General features: G+C 43.6%; 17 protein-coding genes. 5 read left to right on the top strand and 12 right to left on the bottom strand.

Annotated elements, in window-relative coordinates; translation table 11 throughout:
• The first annotated feature begins 9 nt into the window (after positions 1 to 9).
• A complete protein-coding gene (locus tag AC0VYT_RS11020) occupies positions 10 to 474 on the top strand; it encodes a P-loop nucleotide/nucleoside kinase family protein (RefSeq protein WP_005018963.1) in 465 nt (154 codons plus the stop codon).
• Positions 475 to 1,119: 645 nt separating this feature from the next.
• On the opposite strand, the gene AC0VYT_RS11015 is transcribed toward AC0VYT_RS11020, so the two are convergent.
• The 9 genes from AC0VYT_RS11015 to fahA form a co-directional block, all read right to left on the bottom strand.
• Positions 1,120 to 1,563, bottom strand: coding sequence for a universal stress protein (locus tag AC0VYT_RS11015; RefSeq protein WP_005018965.1), 444 nt, complete (start codon positions 1,561 to 1,563; stop codon positions 1,120 to 1,122).
• 269 nt (positions 1,564 to 1,832) lie between these two features.
• Entirely contained in the window at positions 1,833 to 2,216 is a 384-nt protein-coding gene (locus AC0VYT_RS11010; RefSeq protein WP_005018966.1) for a carboxymuconolactone decarboxylase family protein, read from the bottom strand.
• 80 nt (positions 2,217 to 2,296) lie between these two features.
• Positions 2,297 to 3,475: a thiolase family protein gene (locus tag AC0VYT_RS11005; RefSeq protein WP_005018967.1), complete on the bottom strand. Its 1,179-nt coding sequence runs from the start codon at positions 3,473 to 3,475 to the stop codon at positions 2,297 to 2,299.
• 91 nt (positions 3,476 to 3,566) lie between these two features.
• On the bottom strand, positions 3,567 to 4,976 hold the full coding sequence (locus AC0VYT_RS11000; RefSeq protein ID WP_005018968.1) for a short-chain fatty acid transporter: 1,410 nt from the start codon (positions 4,974 to 4,976) through the stop codon (positions 3,567 to 3,569).
• Between the two features lie 134 nt (positions 4,977 to 5,110).
• A complete protein-coding gene (locus tag AC0VYT_RS10995; protein WP_005018970.1) occupies positions 5,111 to 5,761 on the bottom strand; it encodes a CoA transferase subunit B in 651 nt (216 codons plus the stop codon).
• Between the two features lie 2 nt (positions 5,762 to 5,763).
• On the bottom strand, positions 5,764 to 6,468 hold the full coding sequence (locus tag AC0VYT_RS10990) for a CoA transferase subunit A (protein ID WP_005018972.1): 705 nt from the start codon (positions 6,466 to 6,468) through the stop codon (positions 5,764 to 5,766).
• Between the two features lie 18 nt (positions 6,469 to 6,486).
• Positions 6,487 to 7,044, bottom strand: coding sequence for a VOC family protein (locus tag AC0VYT_RS10985; protein WP_005018974.1), 558 nt, complete (start codon positions 7,042 to 7,044; stop codon positions 6,487 to 6,489).
• Between the two features lie 19 nt (positions 7,045 to 7,063).
• Positions 7,064 to 7,702 carry a maleylacetoacetate isomerase gene (gene maiA / locus AC0VYT_RS10980; RefSeq protein WP_005018975.1) on the bottom strand — a complete coding sequence of 213 codons (639 nt, stop codon included), beginning with the start codon at positions 7,700 to 7,702 and terminating at the stop codon, positions 7,064 to 7,066.
• Complete coding sequence (gene fahA / locus AC0VYT_RS10975; protein ID WP_005018976.1) at positions 7,689 to 9,005, bottom strand: fumarylacetoacetase; 1,317 nt, start codon at positions 9,003 to 9,005, stop codon at positions 7,689 to 7,691. The genes maiA and fahA overlap by 14 nt, the downstream gene beginning before the upstream one ends.
• A gap of 419 nt (positions 9,006 to 9,424) precedes the next feature.
• Between fahA and AC0VYT_RS10970 the strand changes: the two genes are divergently transcribed.
• The 3 genes from AC0VYT_RS10970 to AC0VYT_RS10960 are packed head-to-tail and all read left to right on the top strand — an operon-like array spanning position 9,425 to position 12,451.
• Positions 9,425 to 9,763: a hypothetical protein gene (locus AC0VYT_RS10970; protein ID WP_005018977.1), complete on the top strand. Its 339-nt coding sequence runs from the start codon at positions 9,425 to 9,427 to the stop codon at positions 9,761 to 9,763.
• A gap of 47 nt (positions 9,764 to 9,810) precedes the next feature.
• Positions 9,811 to 11,634 (top strand): copper resistance system multicopper oxidase, encoded by a 1,824-nt coding sequence (locus tag AC0VYT_RS10965; protein WP_005018982.1) that lies wholly within the window; start codon positions 9,811 to 9,813, stop codon positions 11,632 to 11,634.
• The gene (locus tag AC0VYT_RS10960; RefSeq protein WP_005018985.1) at positions 11,621 to 12,451 is read left to right on the top strand and encodes a copper resistance protein B; all 831 of its coding nucleotides are present in this window, start codon (positions 11,621 to 11,623) and stop codon (positions 12,449 to 12,451) included. The genes AC0VYT_RS10965 and AC0VYT_RS10960 overlap by 14 nt, the downstream gene beginning before the upstream one ends.
• A gap of 83 nt (positions 12,452 to 12,534) precedes the next feature.
• Here AC0VYT_RS10960 and AC0VYT_RS10955 read toward each other — a convergent pair whose 3' ends face one another.
• The 3 genes from AC0VYT_RS10955 to AC0VYT_RS10945 all read right to left on the bottom strand — a co-directional run bounded on the left by AC0VYT_RS10955 (position 12,535) and on the right by AC0VYT_RS10945 (position 16,107).
• Positions 12,535 to 13,221, bottom strand: a complete 687-nt coding sequence (locus AC0VYT_RS10955; RefSeq protein WP_005018988.1) for a pirin family protein — start codon at positions 13,219 to 13,221, stop codon at positions 12,535 to 12,537.
• Positions 13,222 to 13,429: 208 nt separating this feature from the next.
• Positions 13,430 to 14,047, bottom strand: a complete 618-nt coding sequence (locus tag AC0VYT_RS10950) for a MarC family protein (RefSeq protein WP_005018990.1) — start codon at positions 14,045 to 14,047, stop codon at positions 13,430 to 13,432.
• Positions 14,048 to 14,067: 20 nt separating this feature from the next.
• A complete protein-coding gene (locus tag AC0VYT_RS10945; RefSeq protein ID WP_005018992.1) occupies positions 14,068 to 16,107 on the bottom strand; it encodes a choline transporter in 2,040 nt (679 codons plus the stop codon).
• 235 nt (positions 16,108 to 16,342) lie between these two features.
• On the opposite strand from AC0VYT_RS10945, the gene betI reads away from it, so the two are divergent.
• Positions 16,343 to 16,924, top strand: a complete 582-nt coding sequence (gene betI / locus AC0VYT_RS10940) for a transcriptional regulator BetI (protein WP_005018994.1) — start codon at positions 16,343 to 16,345, stop codon at positions 16,922 to 16,924.
• Positions 16,925 to 16,933: the final 9 nt, after the last annotated feature.

Below are 16,933 nucleotides of genomic sequence, written 5' to 3'. Positions count from 1 at the left end.
AAATAATAAATGCCTGAAAATACTATAATTCCAGTTCTTTATTTAATGTGTGGATTACCAGGCTCAGGAAAGACTACATTGGCTAGAATTCTAGAAAAAGAATATGGGGCTATTCGCTTTTCACCAGATGAGTGGTTATATGATCTCGGTTTAAGTTTTTACGATGATCAGGCAAGAATTAAGGTAGAGCAGCTCCAGTGGCAGCTTGCCCTGCAATTACTTAAACAGGGCCACAGTGTCATTCTTGAATATGGCTTCTGGTTAAGGACGGAGCGTGATCATTATCGCGCTGTAGCCAAGGAGCTCGGTGTTATAGCCAAAGTGTGCTATTTGAAGGCATCTATAGATGAGCTGAAGTCACGACTGAAAAAACGTAACCAGCTGGGCATCGACAGTATACCTGTGGTTGACTTGGCAAACCTGGATCAATGGATAACTCGCTTTGAGGAGCCTGCTCAAGAAGAGCTGAATTGATTCTGGTTGGATTATTTATTTTTTGTAAGAATATAAAAAATGACTAGTGAGCAGTTCTCTTTATGCTTTAAAAAGATCTTAAATATTTAGACTGCTGAATATTATTGCTTGGATATTGGGTCAGTAGTTTCTGGTTAAATAAGAATTAGCTTTACTCAAGATTTTTATCTCAGGTATTGTTTTTCTGACTATATAAGTAGCCTCTAAAAATGAAATATAGAAAACTAAATGAATAATAATTATTTATATGTACAAGGCCATACTCATGCTATTTAAATCGCTCCCTATTCGTATAACCTGTTGAGTGATGATCCTGAATTACTTTAGGCAAAGTAATAACAGCAGGTTTAGTTTAAGCTACAGCTTTTTCTGAATCATGAAGAAGGTGAGCAAAGTCGTATTGAACAATCAGTATACCGGAACTGGGCAGTTTTTACTTAAAGGAAAAAGAATGTTATCTAAGTGACCTACAGCAATAGTGGGAGTAGTGCAATCGATTGAAGATGGATCGGGATCTAAGGTATTCATCAGAACCGATATCTTAGAAAGTCATGTGAGGAAAATGAGCTGGATAGTCTTTAAAACTGTCTAGGCTGATTTTCCTCTCCTGACCTGAGATTTAAATGCAATTAACAGATCAAATAATTATTGTTTGATAATCATGACTGGTAAATGCGTTGCTGCCAATACACTCTGGGCTACACTTCCGAGAAAGATTTTCTTGATGCCTTTACGACCATGTGAACCCATAATAATCAGGTCAGCATTTATCTCTTCTGCGGTATTGATAATTTCTTTATAAATTTCCTGTCCTTCAGTCAGACGGGTTTCTACTTCTACTCCTTCTGCGGCAAAAAGGGCTTTGGCCTGATCCAGAGTTTTCTGTATTTCCTGTTTAGCTTTGTTACGATAGTCTTCTACCAGCGTCTGGGTATCGACAAATTCAACAGCAATAAAAGGTTCAACTGAAAGTACACAAACTGCTGTAACCTTACTGCCAAAAGCCTTGGCAATATCAGCTGCCTGTTTGACTGCAGCGAGAGAAGTTGGTGAACCATCTACGGGAACTAAAATATGTTGATAAGTCATGGTGCTGACTCCTTGGGGAATAGTTCTTAAAAGGATACTTATTATTAGATGTCTTAATATTATACGCTGTCCATCAGTTAAATATATGAGGAAAACTTAATTTATATAACTGATGTCCATTAATTTCAAAGCTAAGCCATCAACTTAAGGCTAACACACTTCCAGCAAACAAAATGCTTTTCTAGCACTAAAGTTTAAATAATAACCATAAAATATTTATATTAATAAAAATAAAAAATGCAGGTTAAAGGCCTGCACTTTATAAAATTTTACGAATTATGGTAGTCATTAATCACTTCAAGCGCAGCCCGGAAAGCTTCTTGGGCTGCTGGTGCTCCACAATAAGGTAGGCTGTGCAATAAAACTTCCTGAATCTCTTCAACTGTGGCACCGTTATTGAGTGCACCATGAACATGTCCCTTTAGTTCGGTAGGGCTCTTCTGGGCAACCAGAAATGCAAGCGTAATCAGAGAACGGTATTTGCGTGGCAGTATACCTTCACGTTGCCAGGTCGACCCCCATGCATGTTCATTAATCCAGTCTTGCAGCGGCTGGGTAAATGGAACGGTGTTGTTTTGGGCACGCTGTACAAATGCCTCACCCATAACTTCAGTGCGGACTTTCAGGCCATTTTCGTAATCTTGCTGAGACATGATTGTTTCCAGAGTCAGAATATGAAAAAGGATATACCACGCTCGATGGTATATCCTGCAGAAAATTGACAATACTCAGATCAGGCCATGATTTCAATCGCTATTGCAGTGGCTTCTCCACCACCGATACAAAGTGCTGCAATACCTTTACGCTTGCCAGTGCGTTTAAGTGCATAGATCAGTGACAAAATAATACGTGAACCTGATGAACCCAATGGATGACCTAGGGCGCAGGCACCTCCATGTAGATTAACTTTTTCAACATCCAGCTCAAAGGCATCAATCGCGGCCATCGTTACCATGGCAAAGGCTTCGTTAATTTCCCATAAATCAACTTCTGCTGCATTCCAGCCGGCTTTCTTCAGAACTTTTTCAATTGCACCCACTGGAGCAATTGTGAATTCAGAGGGATGTTGTGAATGTGAAGCATACGCTACAATTTTTGCTAGTGGTGTCAGACCACGCTGCTGTGCATTTTCTTCAGTCATGACCAGCATGGCTGAAGCGCCGTCACTAATTGAGCTAGCATTAGCTGCCGTAATTGTTCCATCCTTGGCAAAAGCTGGACGCAAGGTAGCGATCTTGTCAATTTTAGCATTAAATGGATTCTCATCCTGAGCCACAATGACCTCACCTTTACGACTGCTGACAGTTACTGGCACAATTTCATCTTTTAGATAGCCTTCGCTAATAGCCTTTTGCGCACGGGTTAAAGAACGGATCGCAAACTCATCCATCTGTTCGCGGGTATAACCTTTCTGGTTAGCCATGTCCTGTGCCAGTGAACCCATCGAACGGCCGGTTTCTGCGTCTTCAAGACCTTCTAAAAACATGTGGTCCTTGACCTCACCATGACCCATGCGAAATCCTGCACGTGCTTTGGGCATCAGATATGGAGCATTACTCATTGATTCCATCCCGCCTGCCACTACAATATCAGCACTACCTGCCTTAATTGCATCTGCTGCCTGCATGACAGCTTTCATGCCTGAACCACAGATTTTATTGATAGTGGTGGCGCCAACATGGTCAGGCAAGCCCGCCAGACGCATTGCCTGACGGGCCGGGCCCTGTTTTAACCCGGCAGGGAGTACACAGCCCATAATCACTTCATCAACCTGATCGGCTTGAACATCAGCGCGTTGTAGAGATTCCCGGATGACGGCTGCTCCCAGCTCAGGTGCAGTTAAACTGGATAAACCACCCTGAAAACTTCCCATAGCAGTACGGCTACCAGAAACAATAACAATCGGTTGCATATTTGAATTCCTATTCAGACCATAACGAAAAAACGCAGTACAGTGTTGGTAAAAATGAAAGGCTCTTTTGTTCTTGAAAAAGCCAGTACTATTAAAATACAGGTGGGGTATAAGCCAGAGTACGTCCCAGTATCCACAATAAAAAAAGAACCAGCGGAAAATGCACGATCAGCTGGGTTACGGTAAAACCAATCACATCTTTAGGTTTAAGTTTCAAAATACCCAGCATCGGCAACATAAAAAATGGATTGATCAGGTTCGGTAAAGCCTCAGCAGCATTATAAATCTGCACTGACCAGCCCAAATGTACTTTCAGGTCATTGGCAGCTTGCATAACATATGGGGCCTCTATGATCCATTTTCCACCACCTGAGGGTACAAAAAAGCCAAGAATAGCTGAATAAATTCCCATCACTACAGCAAAACTTTCCTTGGAAGCAATAGAAACAAAAAACTCGGCAATATAGTGAGATAAAGAAAGATCATTGCTGTTCATGGCGTGAGTCATAATAAAAGCAATACTGCCGTATAAAGGAAACTGGATTAATACGCCAGAGACCGCAGGCACTGCCTTGGACACGGCATTAAGAAAATTACGTGGCGTCCCATGCAGAGCCAGACCCAGCATCAGAAAGACAAAGTTATAGGTATTTAAACTGGAAATAGCCAGAATTGGATTCTGCTGGGTAAATTCGAGAATCATCCAGCCCACACCAATCGCCACCACCAGTATGGTTAAGATTGGGGAATTTTCTAGCCAGTCTCCCGGGCGGCTAGACTTTAGTTCTGGCTTTTTCTCAATTTCAAAGTCCAAGTTAAAATCCTGCATGGTCTTGACGTTTTCACTTTTGGGGGCAGACCAGTAGGCAATTGCAATTGAGACAATGATCAGTACCAAAGTCATAACGATGGATTGCCACAGAAAAATTGTTTCAGTGAAGGGAATAACCCCGGTAAGCTGATAAATAGATTCAGGTAAACTGTCTTTATTGGCTTGTAGCTGGGCAGCAGATGAACTGATACCCAGTGCCCAAGTCGCACCCATACCAATAATAGCTGCAGCAGCCGCGGCCCGGTAGTCCATTCGCAGTTCAGTACGTTTTGCCAGTGCAATCACTAAAAGAGCCGTCAAAATAGTACTCACGGCCCAATTGACAAGGGAAATCAGCAGACTGACGGTAGCAACCAGTACAATTGCTTTACGACCGGAACTGGGTATAAGAGCCATTTTCTGAATAAGGAGTTCGACGGGTCTGGAAACCGAAACCACATAGCCGACAATAATCAGCATGGTCATTTGTAGGGTAAATGGAATGAGACTCCAGAATCCATCACCAAAAGCTTCAGCTACAGCTTGGGCCGGAGCACCGATCGTCATCGCGGCAATTGAAACAATGATGACTCCCAGTAAAGCGAAGATATAAGAGTCAGGAAACCATTTTTCTGACCAGTTACTGATACGAAGAGCGAACCGCTCAAGTAATCCTTGATGTTTATACATAGTTTTTGAAATCCATTTGTCTGTTTATTCTTGGATATGGTATCTAGCTGCCCATAGCCTGTTTTATTATTTACTTAGGACACACAAAGCAGCCGAAGCTGCTTTTTTATTCACATAATTTTTATAGTATTGGATCAGGCTGCATCATTCTCTAGCTGTACATTTAGCTGTACGCCTGTAACTGCCTGAATCTGCTCTAGCGTCACCTCTTTGGCCAGTTCTATCAGTTTCATCCCTGCGGCGTCAATATCCATCACACCAAGGTCGGTAATAATCCGGTGGACTACACCTTTACCTGTAAGTGGCAGGCTACACTGTTTTACAATTTTTGGTGTTCCATCTTTCGCACAGTGCTCCATCAGCACTACGACTTTTTGTACACCTGCAACCAGATCCATGGCTCCGCCCATGCCCTTAACTTTCTTGCCCGGAATCATCCAGTTGGCCAGATCTCCCTGTTCGGAAACTTCCATTGCCCCTAAAATCGCAATATTGACGTGTCCACCACGAATCATGGCAAAGGATTCAGCACTTGAGAAAAATGCAGCGCCGGGCCGGGCTGTTACGGTCTGCTTACCCGCATTGATCAGATCAGCATCCACCGTTTCTTCAGTCGGAAACTCCCCAATCCCCAGTAAACCGTTTTCAGACTGGAGCCAGACATTGACCTGTTCTGGAATATAGTTGGCGACCAGGGTCGGCAATCCAATACCCAGGTTGACATAAAATCCGTCTTCAAGCTCCTGTGCGGCACGCTGTGCCATTTCATTACGTGACCAAGCCATATTTATCCCTCCGCCGTTTTCAGTGTCATCTGTTCAATCCGTTTTTCAGGTGTGGCATTGAGTACAATACGGTTAACATAGATTCCCGGCAGGTGAATAGCATCCGGATCCAGCTCACCAATCTCGACAATCTGTTCAACTTCAGCCACGGTAATTTTTCCGGCCATGGCACAGACCGGATTAAAGTTCTGTGCAGTTTTGCGAAAGACCAGATTTCCGGCTTTGTCGGCTTTATAGGCTTTAACCAGCGATATATCGGCTGTCAGTGATTCTTCCATGATATAGGTTTTGCCGTTGAACTCTCGCTCTTCCTTCCCTTCAGCAATGAGAGTGCCTACGCCGGTCTGGGTAAAAAAAGCGGGAATACCAGCACCGCCGGCCCGCAGTTTTTCGGCCAGCGTACCTTGAGGGGTAAGTTCAACTTCAAGTTCACCACTCAGGTATTGACGCTCAAATTCTTTATTTTCTCCAACATAGGATGAAATCATTTTCTTGATCTGACGGGTAGCCAGCAACTTTCCTAAACCGAAGTCATCTACTCCTGCATTATTAGAAATACAGGTCAGGTCTTTTACTCCGGTTTCTTTTAGAGCTGAAATCAGAGCTTCAGGAATACCACACAGGCCAAAACCACCGACTGCCAGAGTTTGTCCATTTGCGACTACATCCTGAAGGGCAGCAGTTGCACTTTCATAGACTTTATTCATAAGTTGAATTCCTATGGTTTAAGCGGTAGTCTGATCCAGTTCGTCAGCATGCAAAAAATGAGTATGATGAGGCGCACGCTTGGTTTTACTCCATTCTTCTAGCATCTCATATTTCATTTCTTCAGTAATCATGGCAATTTTCTGCGGGGCTTTTTCATCATCATAAGCCAGCTCCAGACGGTGACCGTTTGGATCAAAGAAATAAATTGAATGGAAAATGCCGTGGTTAGTAATACCGAGTACATCTACACCATTTGCCTCTAGATGTGCTTTGGCGGCTTCAAGAGCTGTACGGTCTTTAACTTTCAATGCAATATGCTGGACCCATTTTGGTGTATTTTCGTCGCGGCCCATTTCTGGCTGGGTTGGCAGTTCAAAAAAAGCAAGAACATTACCATTCCCGGCATCTAAAAACAGGTGCATATAAGGGTCAAAAGCTTTGGTAGAAGGTACATGGTCTTCGGCAAATGCCAGAATAAAATCCATGTTCAGGTTTTTCTTATACCATTCGACGGTTTCTTTAGCATCTTTACAGCGGTAGGCCACATGGTGAATTTTTTCGATTTGAATAGTCATGAACAAATGTCCTTATTTTTTATGCGGCATCCGACTGCGCTTCTGGCGCAGCATTCTGGAATGCGCTCAATGTTGAGCAGTGTGTATAAATACTTTCAATTTTGGGGAAAGCTGTCAGGTCAATATTAAAACGCTTGGCGTTATAGACCTGAGGAATCAGGCAGCAGTCTGCCAGTGTAGGAGTATCGTTAAAACAGTAGCTGCCATTTGAGTCGTGTAATAAAGCTTCAAGTGCTTTAAAACCTTCAGTCACCCAATGGGCGTACCATTCAGATTTTGCTGTTTCACCAATTTGCAGGGTTTGACTTAAATACTGTAATACCCGCAGATTGTTCACCGGATGAATATCACAAGCAATACTCTGACAAAATGCCCGAATTCTTGCTCGCGAGTGTGCATCTTTGGGTAAGAGGGGCGTTTCAGGATGAGTTTCTTCAAGATACTCTAAGATACTCATGGACTGGCCCAGATTGAAGTCTCCATCTGTGAGCGTAGGCACCAGTGCAGTTGGGTTCATGCGGCAGTAAGCTTCAGAACGCTGTTCGCCTCCATTTTTCAGCAGATGTACAGGCACAAGTTCGTAGTGCAGTCCTTTAAGATTCAGGGCAATACGCACCCGGTAAGCCGCGGAACTACGGAAGTAACTATACAGCTTCACGTTGCTCTACCTCTGATTCATCAGTATTAAAATTAAACTGGACAGCTGGCAGTACCTTGCCGCTTACCTCACCAAAACCGATACGCAGACCATCTTTTTCACAGTAGCCTTTCATGATCAGGGTATCGCCATCTTGCAAGAAACTGCGCTGTTCGCCATTTGAGAGTGTAAGTGGCTTGGTCGTATTCCAGGTAAGTTCCAGCAGGGAGCCATAAGAATCGGGAGTAGGGCCAGAAATGGTACCTGAACCCATCAAGTCACCGACCTGAACGTTACAGCCAGAAATCGTATGGTGAGTCAGCTGTTGGGCCATTGACCAGTACATATATTTAAAGTTGGTTTGGCAGATCACATCGGCCTGTACCTGTCCGGCTGCCTGAAGTTCAACAGAAAGCTGGATATCGTAACTGTTGGCACTGTTGTCTTCACGCAGATAAGCCAATGGACGTGGTTCCTGTTCCGGACTGTTGGTCTTGAAAGGTTGCAGGGCGTCTAGCGTGACAATCCACGGTGAAATAGAGGAAGCAAACGTTTTGGCATTAAATGGACCAAGTGGTACATATTCCCATTGCTGAATATCACGTGCTGACCAGTCATTAAACAGTACCATTCCAAAAATATGGTCCCAGGCATTTTCAATGGAGATCGGTTCGCCCAGCTGGTTTGGTTTGCCAATAATAAAACCGGTTTCCAGTTCAAAGTCGAGCTTGCGACAGGCAGTGAATACAGGGCGTTCTTCACTTGGCAGTTTAACCTGGCCCGACGGGCGAACTATATCTGTACCACTAACTACTACTGAGCTGGCACGACCATTATAGCCGACCGGAAGTTCTGACCAGTTAGGAAGCAAGGCATTCTTGGGATCACGGAACATACAGCCAACATTGGTAGCATGCTCTTTTGAAGAATAGAAGTCGGTATAGCCGGGAATATGGACTGGTAAATGTAGCACTACTTCTGAGCGTTTAAAGAAGGCTTTTTCACGCAATTCGCTATTATCACGCAGTTCTGGATTTGTACTGGAAAGAAGCAATTGCAGGGTAGAGCGAACTTGAGTCCACTGATCACGTCCAGACTCAATAAACTGATTTAAGGTTGACTGATCAAAATAGTTTCTGCCTGCTTCAATCGTGAGTAAGCCAGCCTGTTCAAGTAGTGCCAGATCTACTACATACTCACCTAGTGCAACACCGGCGCGACGTTTTCCATCAGCTGTTTCACTAAAAATACCATAAGGCAGGTTCTGAATCGGGAAATCTGAATCTGGTGCAACATCGATGAATGATTTAAGTTGTGTCGTCATTTAACTGTTCCTTTTGTCCAAATGAAGGCAGCCTGCCGCTTTTATCTGACCTGATGTATCTATGGAAATCAGGGTACTTGCTTAAAGTTAGTTCATGTCCAGAAATTAAAATGTCTGCAAATTTTCCAAAGCTTAAGACAGCTGTTTTTATCTTAGTTCTATCATACTTATTTTTATATATTACACAATATATAATTTAATTATGAATATCGTAATAAGTGAAAATTAAAATAATACTCAGCCATTATTTTTCGGTTTTTATATGGAATGGCCTATTGAAATCCGCTTGCACCCCGGCAAAAATCCGTTATGCTGATATAGCTAATATACGATTTGTGGACCTGAACGTGCGCCTTGGCAGACTTTTAAAACAGTCTTGGCTTATCTGTTTTCTTGTTTTTCTAACAGGATGGTCTACTGTGTCTGCTCATCTGCTAAGTCATTCCGGCGGATCTCAACCTACGAAGCAAGTGAACCAGCATGTTGGCCATGCAGGCTGTCACGAAGTGTCTCATGCTGCATCACAATCTGCGCATCATTCTTGTATCAATGGTGATAACCATCAGACAGTGCAGCAGGTTCATTGTCACGATTGCAGCTCACTACATTGCAATACACTGCAAGTGGTTTTAGCAGCAGCTGATAACGTGCCTGAATCTTTACCAAATCTTTCTTTACCCGAAACAAGCCACAGCCATTATTTTGCCCGTTACTTGCCGGGATACTGGCAGGAAATTCTGCGCCCTCCTAAAGCCTGACCTTAATTTCACGATTAAAAATTATTTTTAATTATCAAGGTCAAATCATGTCTATAAAACTGAGTCAAGCCCTGTTACTGGGTGCCTGTCTGTCCTCATCCACCTGGTTAATGGCGGCAGTCAAGGAATATCATCTTACTATTGATGAACAGCTGGTGAATGTAACCGGCAAGCCACTAAAACGTATTACTGTAAATGGAAAATTTCCAGCTCCTTTACTCGAGTTTGAAGAAGGCGATGAAGCCGTAATTCATGTTTATAACAAGCTTAAAAATGAAGACTCTTCCTTACACTGGCATGGATTGTTATTGCCGGCTTTAATGGATGGTGTACCTGGCTTTAATGGATTTCAGGGTATTAAACCGGGTGGTCATTTTGAATACCGCTTCAAAATTCGTCAGAATGGAACTTATTGGTACCATGCACACAGTAAGGGACAGGAGCAGGATGGCCTATATGGGGCATTTGTAGTCTATCCCAAAGATCACCAGTCTATCGCCAAGCATGAACAGGCAGAGCGTGATTACGTAGTGATGCTATCCGACTTTCACCAGAGCAAGAGTGACCAGATTCTAAATAACCTGAAGAAGTCAGCAGAATATTATCAGAACCGGCGTGAAACCCTAGGTGATGTCTGGCAGCAGGTAAAACGTGAAGGTTGGTCAGCTACCTGGAAAGACCGTTCTATGCGGAACCGGATGCGCATGCTAAAAACCGATTTATCGGATGTCACAGGTTATACTTTTCTGGTTAACGGCAAGACACCAAAGCAGAACTGGACAGGTCTGTTCAAATCAGGCGAGAAGATCCGCTTACGTTTTATCAATGCCTCAGCCATGTCCTTTTTTGATGTCCGAATCCCGGGCCTGAAAATGCATGTAGTGAGTGCAGATGGGCAGCCAGTTCAGCCAGTACCTGTAGATGAGTTCCGGATTGGTACAGCCGAAACCTATGATGCAATTGTCGAGCCCAAAGATAGTCATTACCAGATTGAGGCCGAATCAATTGATCGTACCGGCTTTGCACTTGCCTCATTGCATGATCAGGCGGATTCTGCCCGGCCCGCAACCCGGCAGCCTGATGCCAGACCACGTGCCTTGCTGACCATGGCTGATATGGGGATGCAATATGGCGGCCATAATAATGATATGGCTAATCAGCATGCCGGACATATGAGCAATAGCGACGCTCAGGGTGAGATACATTCCCAAATGCCCGTACCGGGCACAGACCATGCTGCTATAGATCATTCGAAAATGGTGACTTCATCAAAAAAACAGGAAGCAGCAGAACAGCGGACTATGTCGGATATAACGGAACAAAGATTATCACAAAGTACCACTACACCGGTCTATGGCTGGGCTAATGCCTCGACCCCTGCAGGACATAAAGCACTCACTTATGCAGACTTAAAATCCTTAAATCCTCAATCTGACCAGCGTCAGCCTGAACAGGAGCTGGTCATCCGTCTGGGGGGAAATATGGAGCGCTATGTCTGGACTATGAACGGTAAGAAATTTACTGAGGCTGAGCCTTTACAGGTGAAATATGGTGAACGTGTCCGGCTAAAATTTATCAATGACAGCATGATGGCCCATCCGATGCATTTGCATGGCATGTTTATGCAGCTGGAAAATGGTCAGCCGCTGGCAAATATGCCGAATAAGCACACTGTGATTGTACCGCCAGGCCAGACCGTCACGGCTTTACTCACCGCCGATGAGTTGGGTGAATGGGCGGTTCATTGTCATCTGCTTTATCACATGAGTGCCGGTATGATGAATAAACTGGTAGTAGCCCAAGTTGGATCAGCAACTCATACGCCAGCAGCAAGTCACTCGTCACAAGGAGCTAGGCATGCACATCACTAAGTTATGTAATCGTCTGCTAATTGGTAGTGGTATTTTGCTTTTAAGCAATATAAGCCTTGCTGAAACTTTGCATGACCATCAGGACAAGTTACAGCAGCAATCTGTTACAACGCAGAAAACCATGACCGTAACGTCAGAAGCACAAGCTCATGCCAACCATATACGTGAACATGGTGGACAAATTTTTCAACGTACTGAACTTGAGCATCGTTGGATCTGGAATCCGGATGGACAGGGAATATTAAAAACTGAACTTGAAAGCCGAATCGGAACAGATGAGAACAGGCTGTTTATAAAAGGTCATATTCATAAGGCTGAGTCAGAACAGGCAGATTATGATATTGCCGCTTTGTATAGCCGGGCTATTTCTGACTTCTGGGACGTGCAGACCGGTGTGCGTTATCGCTACACAGAACGGCAACCAGAGCAGCAGGAGCAGATAGACGCCATGCTTGGATTGCATGGTCTGGCGCCCTATTTCTTTGAAACAGATGCCTACCTGTATGCTGGAAAAGACCAGCAACTCTCTTTTAACTTGAAGAGTGAGCGTGATCTGTTAGTAACGCAAAAGCTGATTTTACAGCCTTATATTGAGTCAGAGCTGGTGTTAAGTGATGATTCAAAGTATGCGCGTAAAAAAGGTTTATCCAGCTTGCAACTGGGTGTGCAGTCCCGTTATGAAATTAATAAGCGAGTCATGCCTTTTATTGATGTGGCTTATGCCTATGAGAAAGGGCGTGAAGCTACAGTTTGGCAGCAAGAAACCTCGTCAGAAAAAGACTGGCAGTACGGACTCGGTCTGAAACTGATTTTTTAAATAGATAGAAGTTTATGAACTTGCAATATTTATAAAAAAGGAAGGGCAAGCCCTTCCTTTTTGTTAATTATGACTTTAAAAAGTTAAGGTAAATCAAACCAGATCATGCGGCTGTCTGCTAGGGCTTTAACTTCAGTTTCAGCTTCGAAAACTAAAGCATCACCGGCATTTACGGTATATTCACCAATTTGCACACAGCCTTCAATTACATGAACATAGTTGATCTTATGCTTTGCAGCAATCTCTAGAGAAGCATCTTTTTGCAAGACAGCAGTTTTAACCTCTGCATCTTGGCGTATGTGCATTGGTGCATTTGCTTCTGGTCCGGCAATCAGATGCCACTGGTCCGGATGTTTGCCCGGGTCCAGACTGATCTGTTGATAATTTGGCTCAGCATTTTTGATATTAGGATGAATCCAGATCTGGAGCAGATGTACGGGCTCATCATGATTATTAATTTCACTGTGCTGAACGCCATGGCCTGCACTCATGAGTTGCCATTCACCGGCATGAATCTGGCCTTCATTACCCATACTGTCGCGATGAAAAATAGTTCCAGACAGGACACAGGTTAAAATTTCCATATTGTCATGGGAATGCGTACCAAAGCCGTTATGGGCCGCAATCCGGTCGTCATTGATAACACGTAATGCACTGACACCCATGTATTTTGGATCATACCACTGACCAAAGGAAAAGCTGTGTCTTGTGTCGAGCCAGCCTGCCTGCACATGACCCCGGTTTTCACTGCGGTGTAAATAAGCATTCATTTTGACACCTCTATATAACTGTTCTATCTGTTATCTATTTTATTGTTTTTAGCGGCGCGATAAACCCGTATAGCTATAACGAAACGTAGCATTTTTGGAACGATAAGAGCTGATCTGTATCTTTCCATACACTCAATTAAAAATTCTGGTTTTTCTATTAAAAGGCCCAGTAAATTAGCTGAAAATTACCTGCCAAAATAATTGGTATTTAAACCATGTCTGTCCAGATTCCTACTACACCAGTAATCACCATATCAATTGCAATTGTACCAATGAGTAAGGCAGCTAGCCGTCCGACAATTGCAGTGTACATATCTACATAACGGGTCGAACGTTTCTGTAAATGATCATGTGCATATTTCATCAGGATCAGCAGGCTACAACTGAGTAACAGGGTAAATGCAATGACTGCCGCTGTCTCTAGTATAGACATTTTCATACCGGTAATGACTGCTGCACTGATAGTCCCTGGCCCGATCATAAAGGGCATGGCAATTGTGCCGGCCAAATGCTCGGGTGCTCCACGCATAACGCCAATAGTTTCTGCACCTTCAAAAACATACCGATAGCCAATTACTAAGAAGATCAGGCCACCAAAAATCTGGAAAGATTCAAAACGCACATGTAGATACTGGTTAAATACCGTTTCACCACCCCAGGCAAAAAGCAGAAAAACCATGAAACTGATCAGACTGCCTGTAATCAGCGCTGTATTAAACGTTTTTGCCTCAGAAGTGCGGATAATTCCCAGCATATAAATGCTCATCAGGAAAGGATTGAGCAGTGAAAAGAACAGGGCAAATGAATGGATTGCATCTGGGTTCATTGGAGTCATCCGTATTGAGTTTAAGCATCTGGATCTGGGAAAAGTGGCCGTGTACCCGGACTAATCCGGTTAATGTGCAGGAACATCATATGACGTTCATATTTATCCAGAATATCGTTAATCACCTGTTCGCGACTGTAACCAACCAGGTCATTTCCTTGGGAACCTTCATAGAGATAGCTTTCCAGACGGTAATAGTGGCGTTTACCACGTTTGCCACGTTCACTAAAGTTGGGTGTGATGTAGCGTATCGGCCAGATCTGATAAATAAAATTCTGTTCCTGTTCTAAATGAATAATAATATCCAGATGATAAAGCGGCAGTTCATCTTCAAGCAGTTTTTGTTCTACACTGGCTTCAACACCCCGTTTCATCAGTTCATCTGCTACAGCCTGCATGGCGGGCAAACAGACCTCATCCAGCATACGCTTGGTTTCGGTAGTTCCCGGATGGTGCATAACCCGGTTCAGACGTTTTTTCCAGTTAAAAATATCGACATTGCCCACCACAGGAGCGGCGTTCATACTGGTACTGGCTTGCCGGAAATCTTCCAGACGTAATGATTTATATAAACCAGCCATAACCAGAAAAATTACAAAGCTAAAGGGCAGTCCCATAATAATAGTGGCATTTTGTAGGGCTGTAATACCGTTTGCCATCAGCATTGCCAGCGTAAGCAGGCCAATCGCAACTGACCAGAAAATGCTGAGCCAGCGGGGTGAATCATGGTCAATGTGGGTAAATTTCGTTGTAAAGTTCCCCAGCACCAGCGCCCCTGAATCGGCTGAAGTCACATAGAACAGGAGACCAGTAATAGTGGCCACTGAAGCAATAAATGGAAAGCCCGGATACTGGGCCAGCAGATCATAAAAACCATGGGCCGGGTTGGCAATTACTGTCTCGGCAAGCTGAATATTGCCTTCAAAAATTACACTATGAAGGGCGCTGTTACCAAAGATGGATAGCCATGTCATGGTAAACAGCAAAGGAATGATCAGGGTGCCACAGACGAATTCACGGATGGTGCGCCCTCGGGAAATACGTGCCAGAAATAGACCCACAAAAGGAGACCATGCCACCCACCAGGCCCAGAAAAACAGTGTCCAGCTCTGCATCCACTCTGTTGGCTGTTCAAAGGCAAAACTCTCTAAAGTAAGTTTTGGAAACTGGCTGAGATAATCGCCGAAATTTTGAATCAGGGCATTCAGCAGGAACTGTGTATTACCCAACAGCAATATAAAAATAAGCAAACCCACTGACACATAAATATTGACTTCGGAAAGTATCCGCAAACCTTTATTTACACCAGAGGTGACCGAGATAATACAGATGATTACAGCCACTAAAATTAGCAGAGTTTGGACCCATAAATTCTCTGGCAGGCCAAGAAGTACGTGTAAGCCATAGTTAAGCTGTACAACACCAATACCACAAGTGGTAGCTATACCAAAAATTGTTCCCAGTACCGCAGCCGTATCGACCGTATGACCCAAGGCACCATTAATTCTTTTACCAAAGATGGGATAAAGCGCAGAGCGAATGGTTAAAGGCAAATTATAGCGATAGCTGAAATACGCCAGTGACATACCGATCAGGGCATACATACACCAGCCAGTCAAGCCATAGTGAAACATGGTCCAGACCATACTCTGCCGTGCAGCTGCATAAGTTTCGCCCGTACCTACTGGCGGATTAATATAGTGTGACAGTGGTTCAGCCACCGAAAAAAACATCAGATCGATACCGATTCCGGCGGAGAACAGCATTGCTGACCAGCTGAGCAGACTAAATTCCGGCTTTGAATGCTTGGGTCCAAGTTTAATATTGCCATAACGTGAACAGGCAATAAAAATAACAAAGACCATATATAGGGTAGCTGCGAGGAGGTAATACCAGCTAAATGTACTGGATACCCAATTTAGTACAGCTGTAATGACATAATTTGCCTGTTCATTAAATAAAATAGTAATAGTAGAGAACAGTAGAATGAGTGAAGCAGAAACGTAAAAGACCACCTTATTCAGGCTGTCCCTCGTCTGCTCGACTGTTTTATTCGCCATAAATCTCGAGATTCCAATGAATATATAAATTTCGGATTTACAGTACACTTTATTCTTTTTTAAACAGTTTTTTTAAGTAAATAGCTTGGTTTAAAAGCTACAACAGATCCAAAAATAAAGTGTGCTGTACATCTTTGCTATAAAACTATAGTTTTTTTTAATTGAACGTTCAATAAAAATAAAGATAAAATATGTAGCAGTTCACACTTGTTCTGTATTTTGGAAGATAAGACCGATGCCTAAAGTTGGAATGCAACCGATTCGTCGCCAACAACTGATTGATGCCACACTGGAAGCTATTAACGAGTTAGGCCTTGCTGAGGCTTCAATCTCCCAGATTGCCAAAAGAGCAGGTGTATCGACCGGTATTATCAGTCATTACTTTAAAGACAAGCATGGTCTTATTTTTGCCACCATGCAGTATTTGCTGGCGCAGCTGGAAACTGCAGTGGCACAGGCATTAAGCCAGACAGAAGCTTCTCCCAAAGCCCGGCTTATGGCCATTGTGCGGGGCAATTTTTCGCCCTCACAGATAAATCAGGCTGCCATGAAAACCTGGCTGGCTTTTTGGTCGGTTAGCTTATATCAACCGGATTTACATGAATTACAGCAAGTCAATGAGCAATGGCTGTATTCCAGCCTTAAACACGAATTTTGCAAGTGTCTGGATGAAAAACAGGCCGAAGATGCAGCTCTCGGACTTGCTGCACTGATCGATGGTTTTTGGTTACGCGGCGCATTAAGCCAGACACCGCTCAGGATCGATGAAACCATCCGGATCTGTGAGCAATACATCGATCACAAGCTTGTATATTAAGAATCACAA

Source organism: Acinetobacter sp. QJM3NY_42, from assembly GCF_056173745.1.
Note: the sequence above shows the minus strand (reverse complement) of the source record. Positions and strands in the feature narration are given on the sequence as shown.

Coding starts and splice junctions, on each gene's coding strand:
- AC0VYT_RS11020 (WP_005018963.1), top strand. CDS start 10: ATGCCTGAAAATACTATAATTCCAGTTCTTTATTTAATGTGTGGATTA.
- AC0VYT_RS11015 (WP_005018965.1), bottom strand. CDS start 1,563: ATGACTTATCAACATATTTTAGTTCCCGTAGATGGTTCACCAACTTCT.
- AC0VYT_RS11010 (WP_005018966.1), bottom strand. CDS start 2,216: ATGTCTCAGCAAGATTACGAAAATGGCCTGAAAGTCCGCACTGAAGTT.
- AC0VYT_RS11005 (WP_005018967.1), bottom strand. CDS start 3,475: ATGCAACCGATTGTTATTGTTTCTGGTAGCCGTACTGCTATGGGAAGT.
- AC0VYT_RS11000 (WP_005018968.1), bottom strand. CDS start 4,976: ATGTATAAACATCAAGGATTACTTGAGCGGTTCGCTCTTCGTATCAGT.
- AC0VYT_RS10995 (WP_005018970.1), bottom strand. CDS start 5,761: ATGGCTTGGTCACGTAATGAAATGGCACAGCGTGCCGCACAGGAGCTT.
- AC0VYT_RS10990 (WP_005018972.1), bottom strand. CDS start 6,468: ATGAATAAAGTCTATGAAAGTGCAACTGCTGCCCTTCAGGATGTAGTC.
- AC0VYT_RS10985 (WP_005018974.1), bottom strand. CDS start 7,044: ATGACTATTCAAATCGAAAAAATTCACCATGTGGCCTACCGCTGTAAA.
- fahA (WP_005018976.1), bottom strand. CDS start 9,005: ATGACGACACAACTTAAATCATTCATCGATGTTGCACCAGATTCAGAT.
- AC0VYT_RS10965 (WP_005018982.1), top strand. CDS start 9,811: ATGTCTATAAAACTGAGTCAAGCCCTGTTACTGGGTGCCTGTCTGTCC.
- AC0VYT_RS10960 (WP_005018985.1), top strand. CDS start 11,621: ATGCACATCACTAAGTTATGTAATCGTCTGCTAATTGGTAGTGGTATT.
- AC0VYT_RS10955 (WP_005018988.1), bottom strand. CDS start 13,221: ATGAATGCTTATTTACACCGCAGTGAAAACCGGGGTCATGTGCAGGCA.
- AC0VYT_RS10950 (WP_005018990.1), bottom strand. CDS start 14,047: ATGAACCCAGATGCAATCCATTCATTTGCCCTGTTCTTTTCACTGCTC.
- AC0VYT_RS10945 (WP_005018992.1), bottom strand. CDS start 16,107: ATGGCGAATAAAACAGTCGAGCAGACGAGGGACAGCCTGAATAAGGTG.
- betI (WP_005018994.1), top strand. CDS start 16,343: ATGCCTAAAGTTGGAATGCAACCGATTCGTCGCCAACAACTGATTGAT.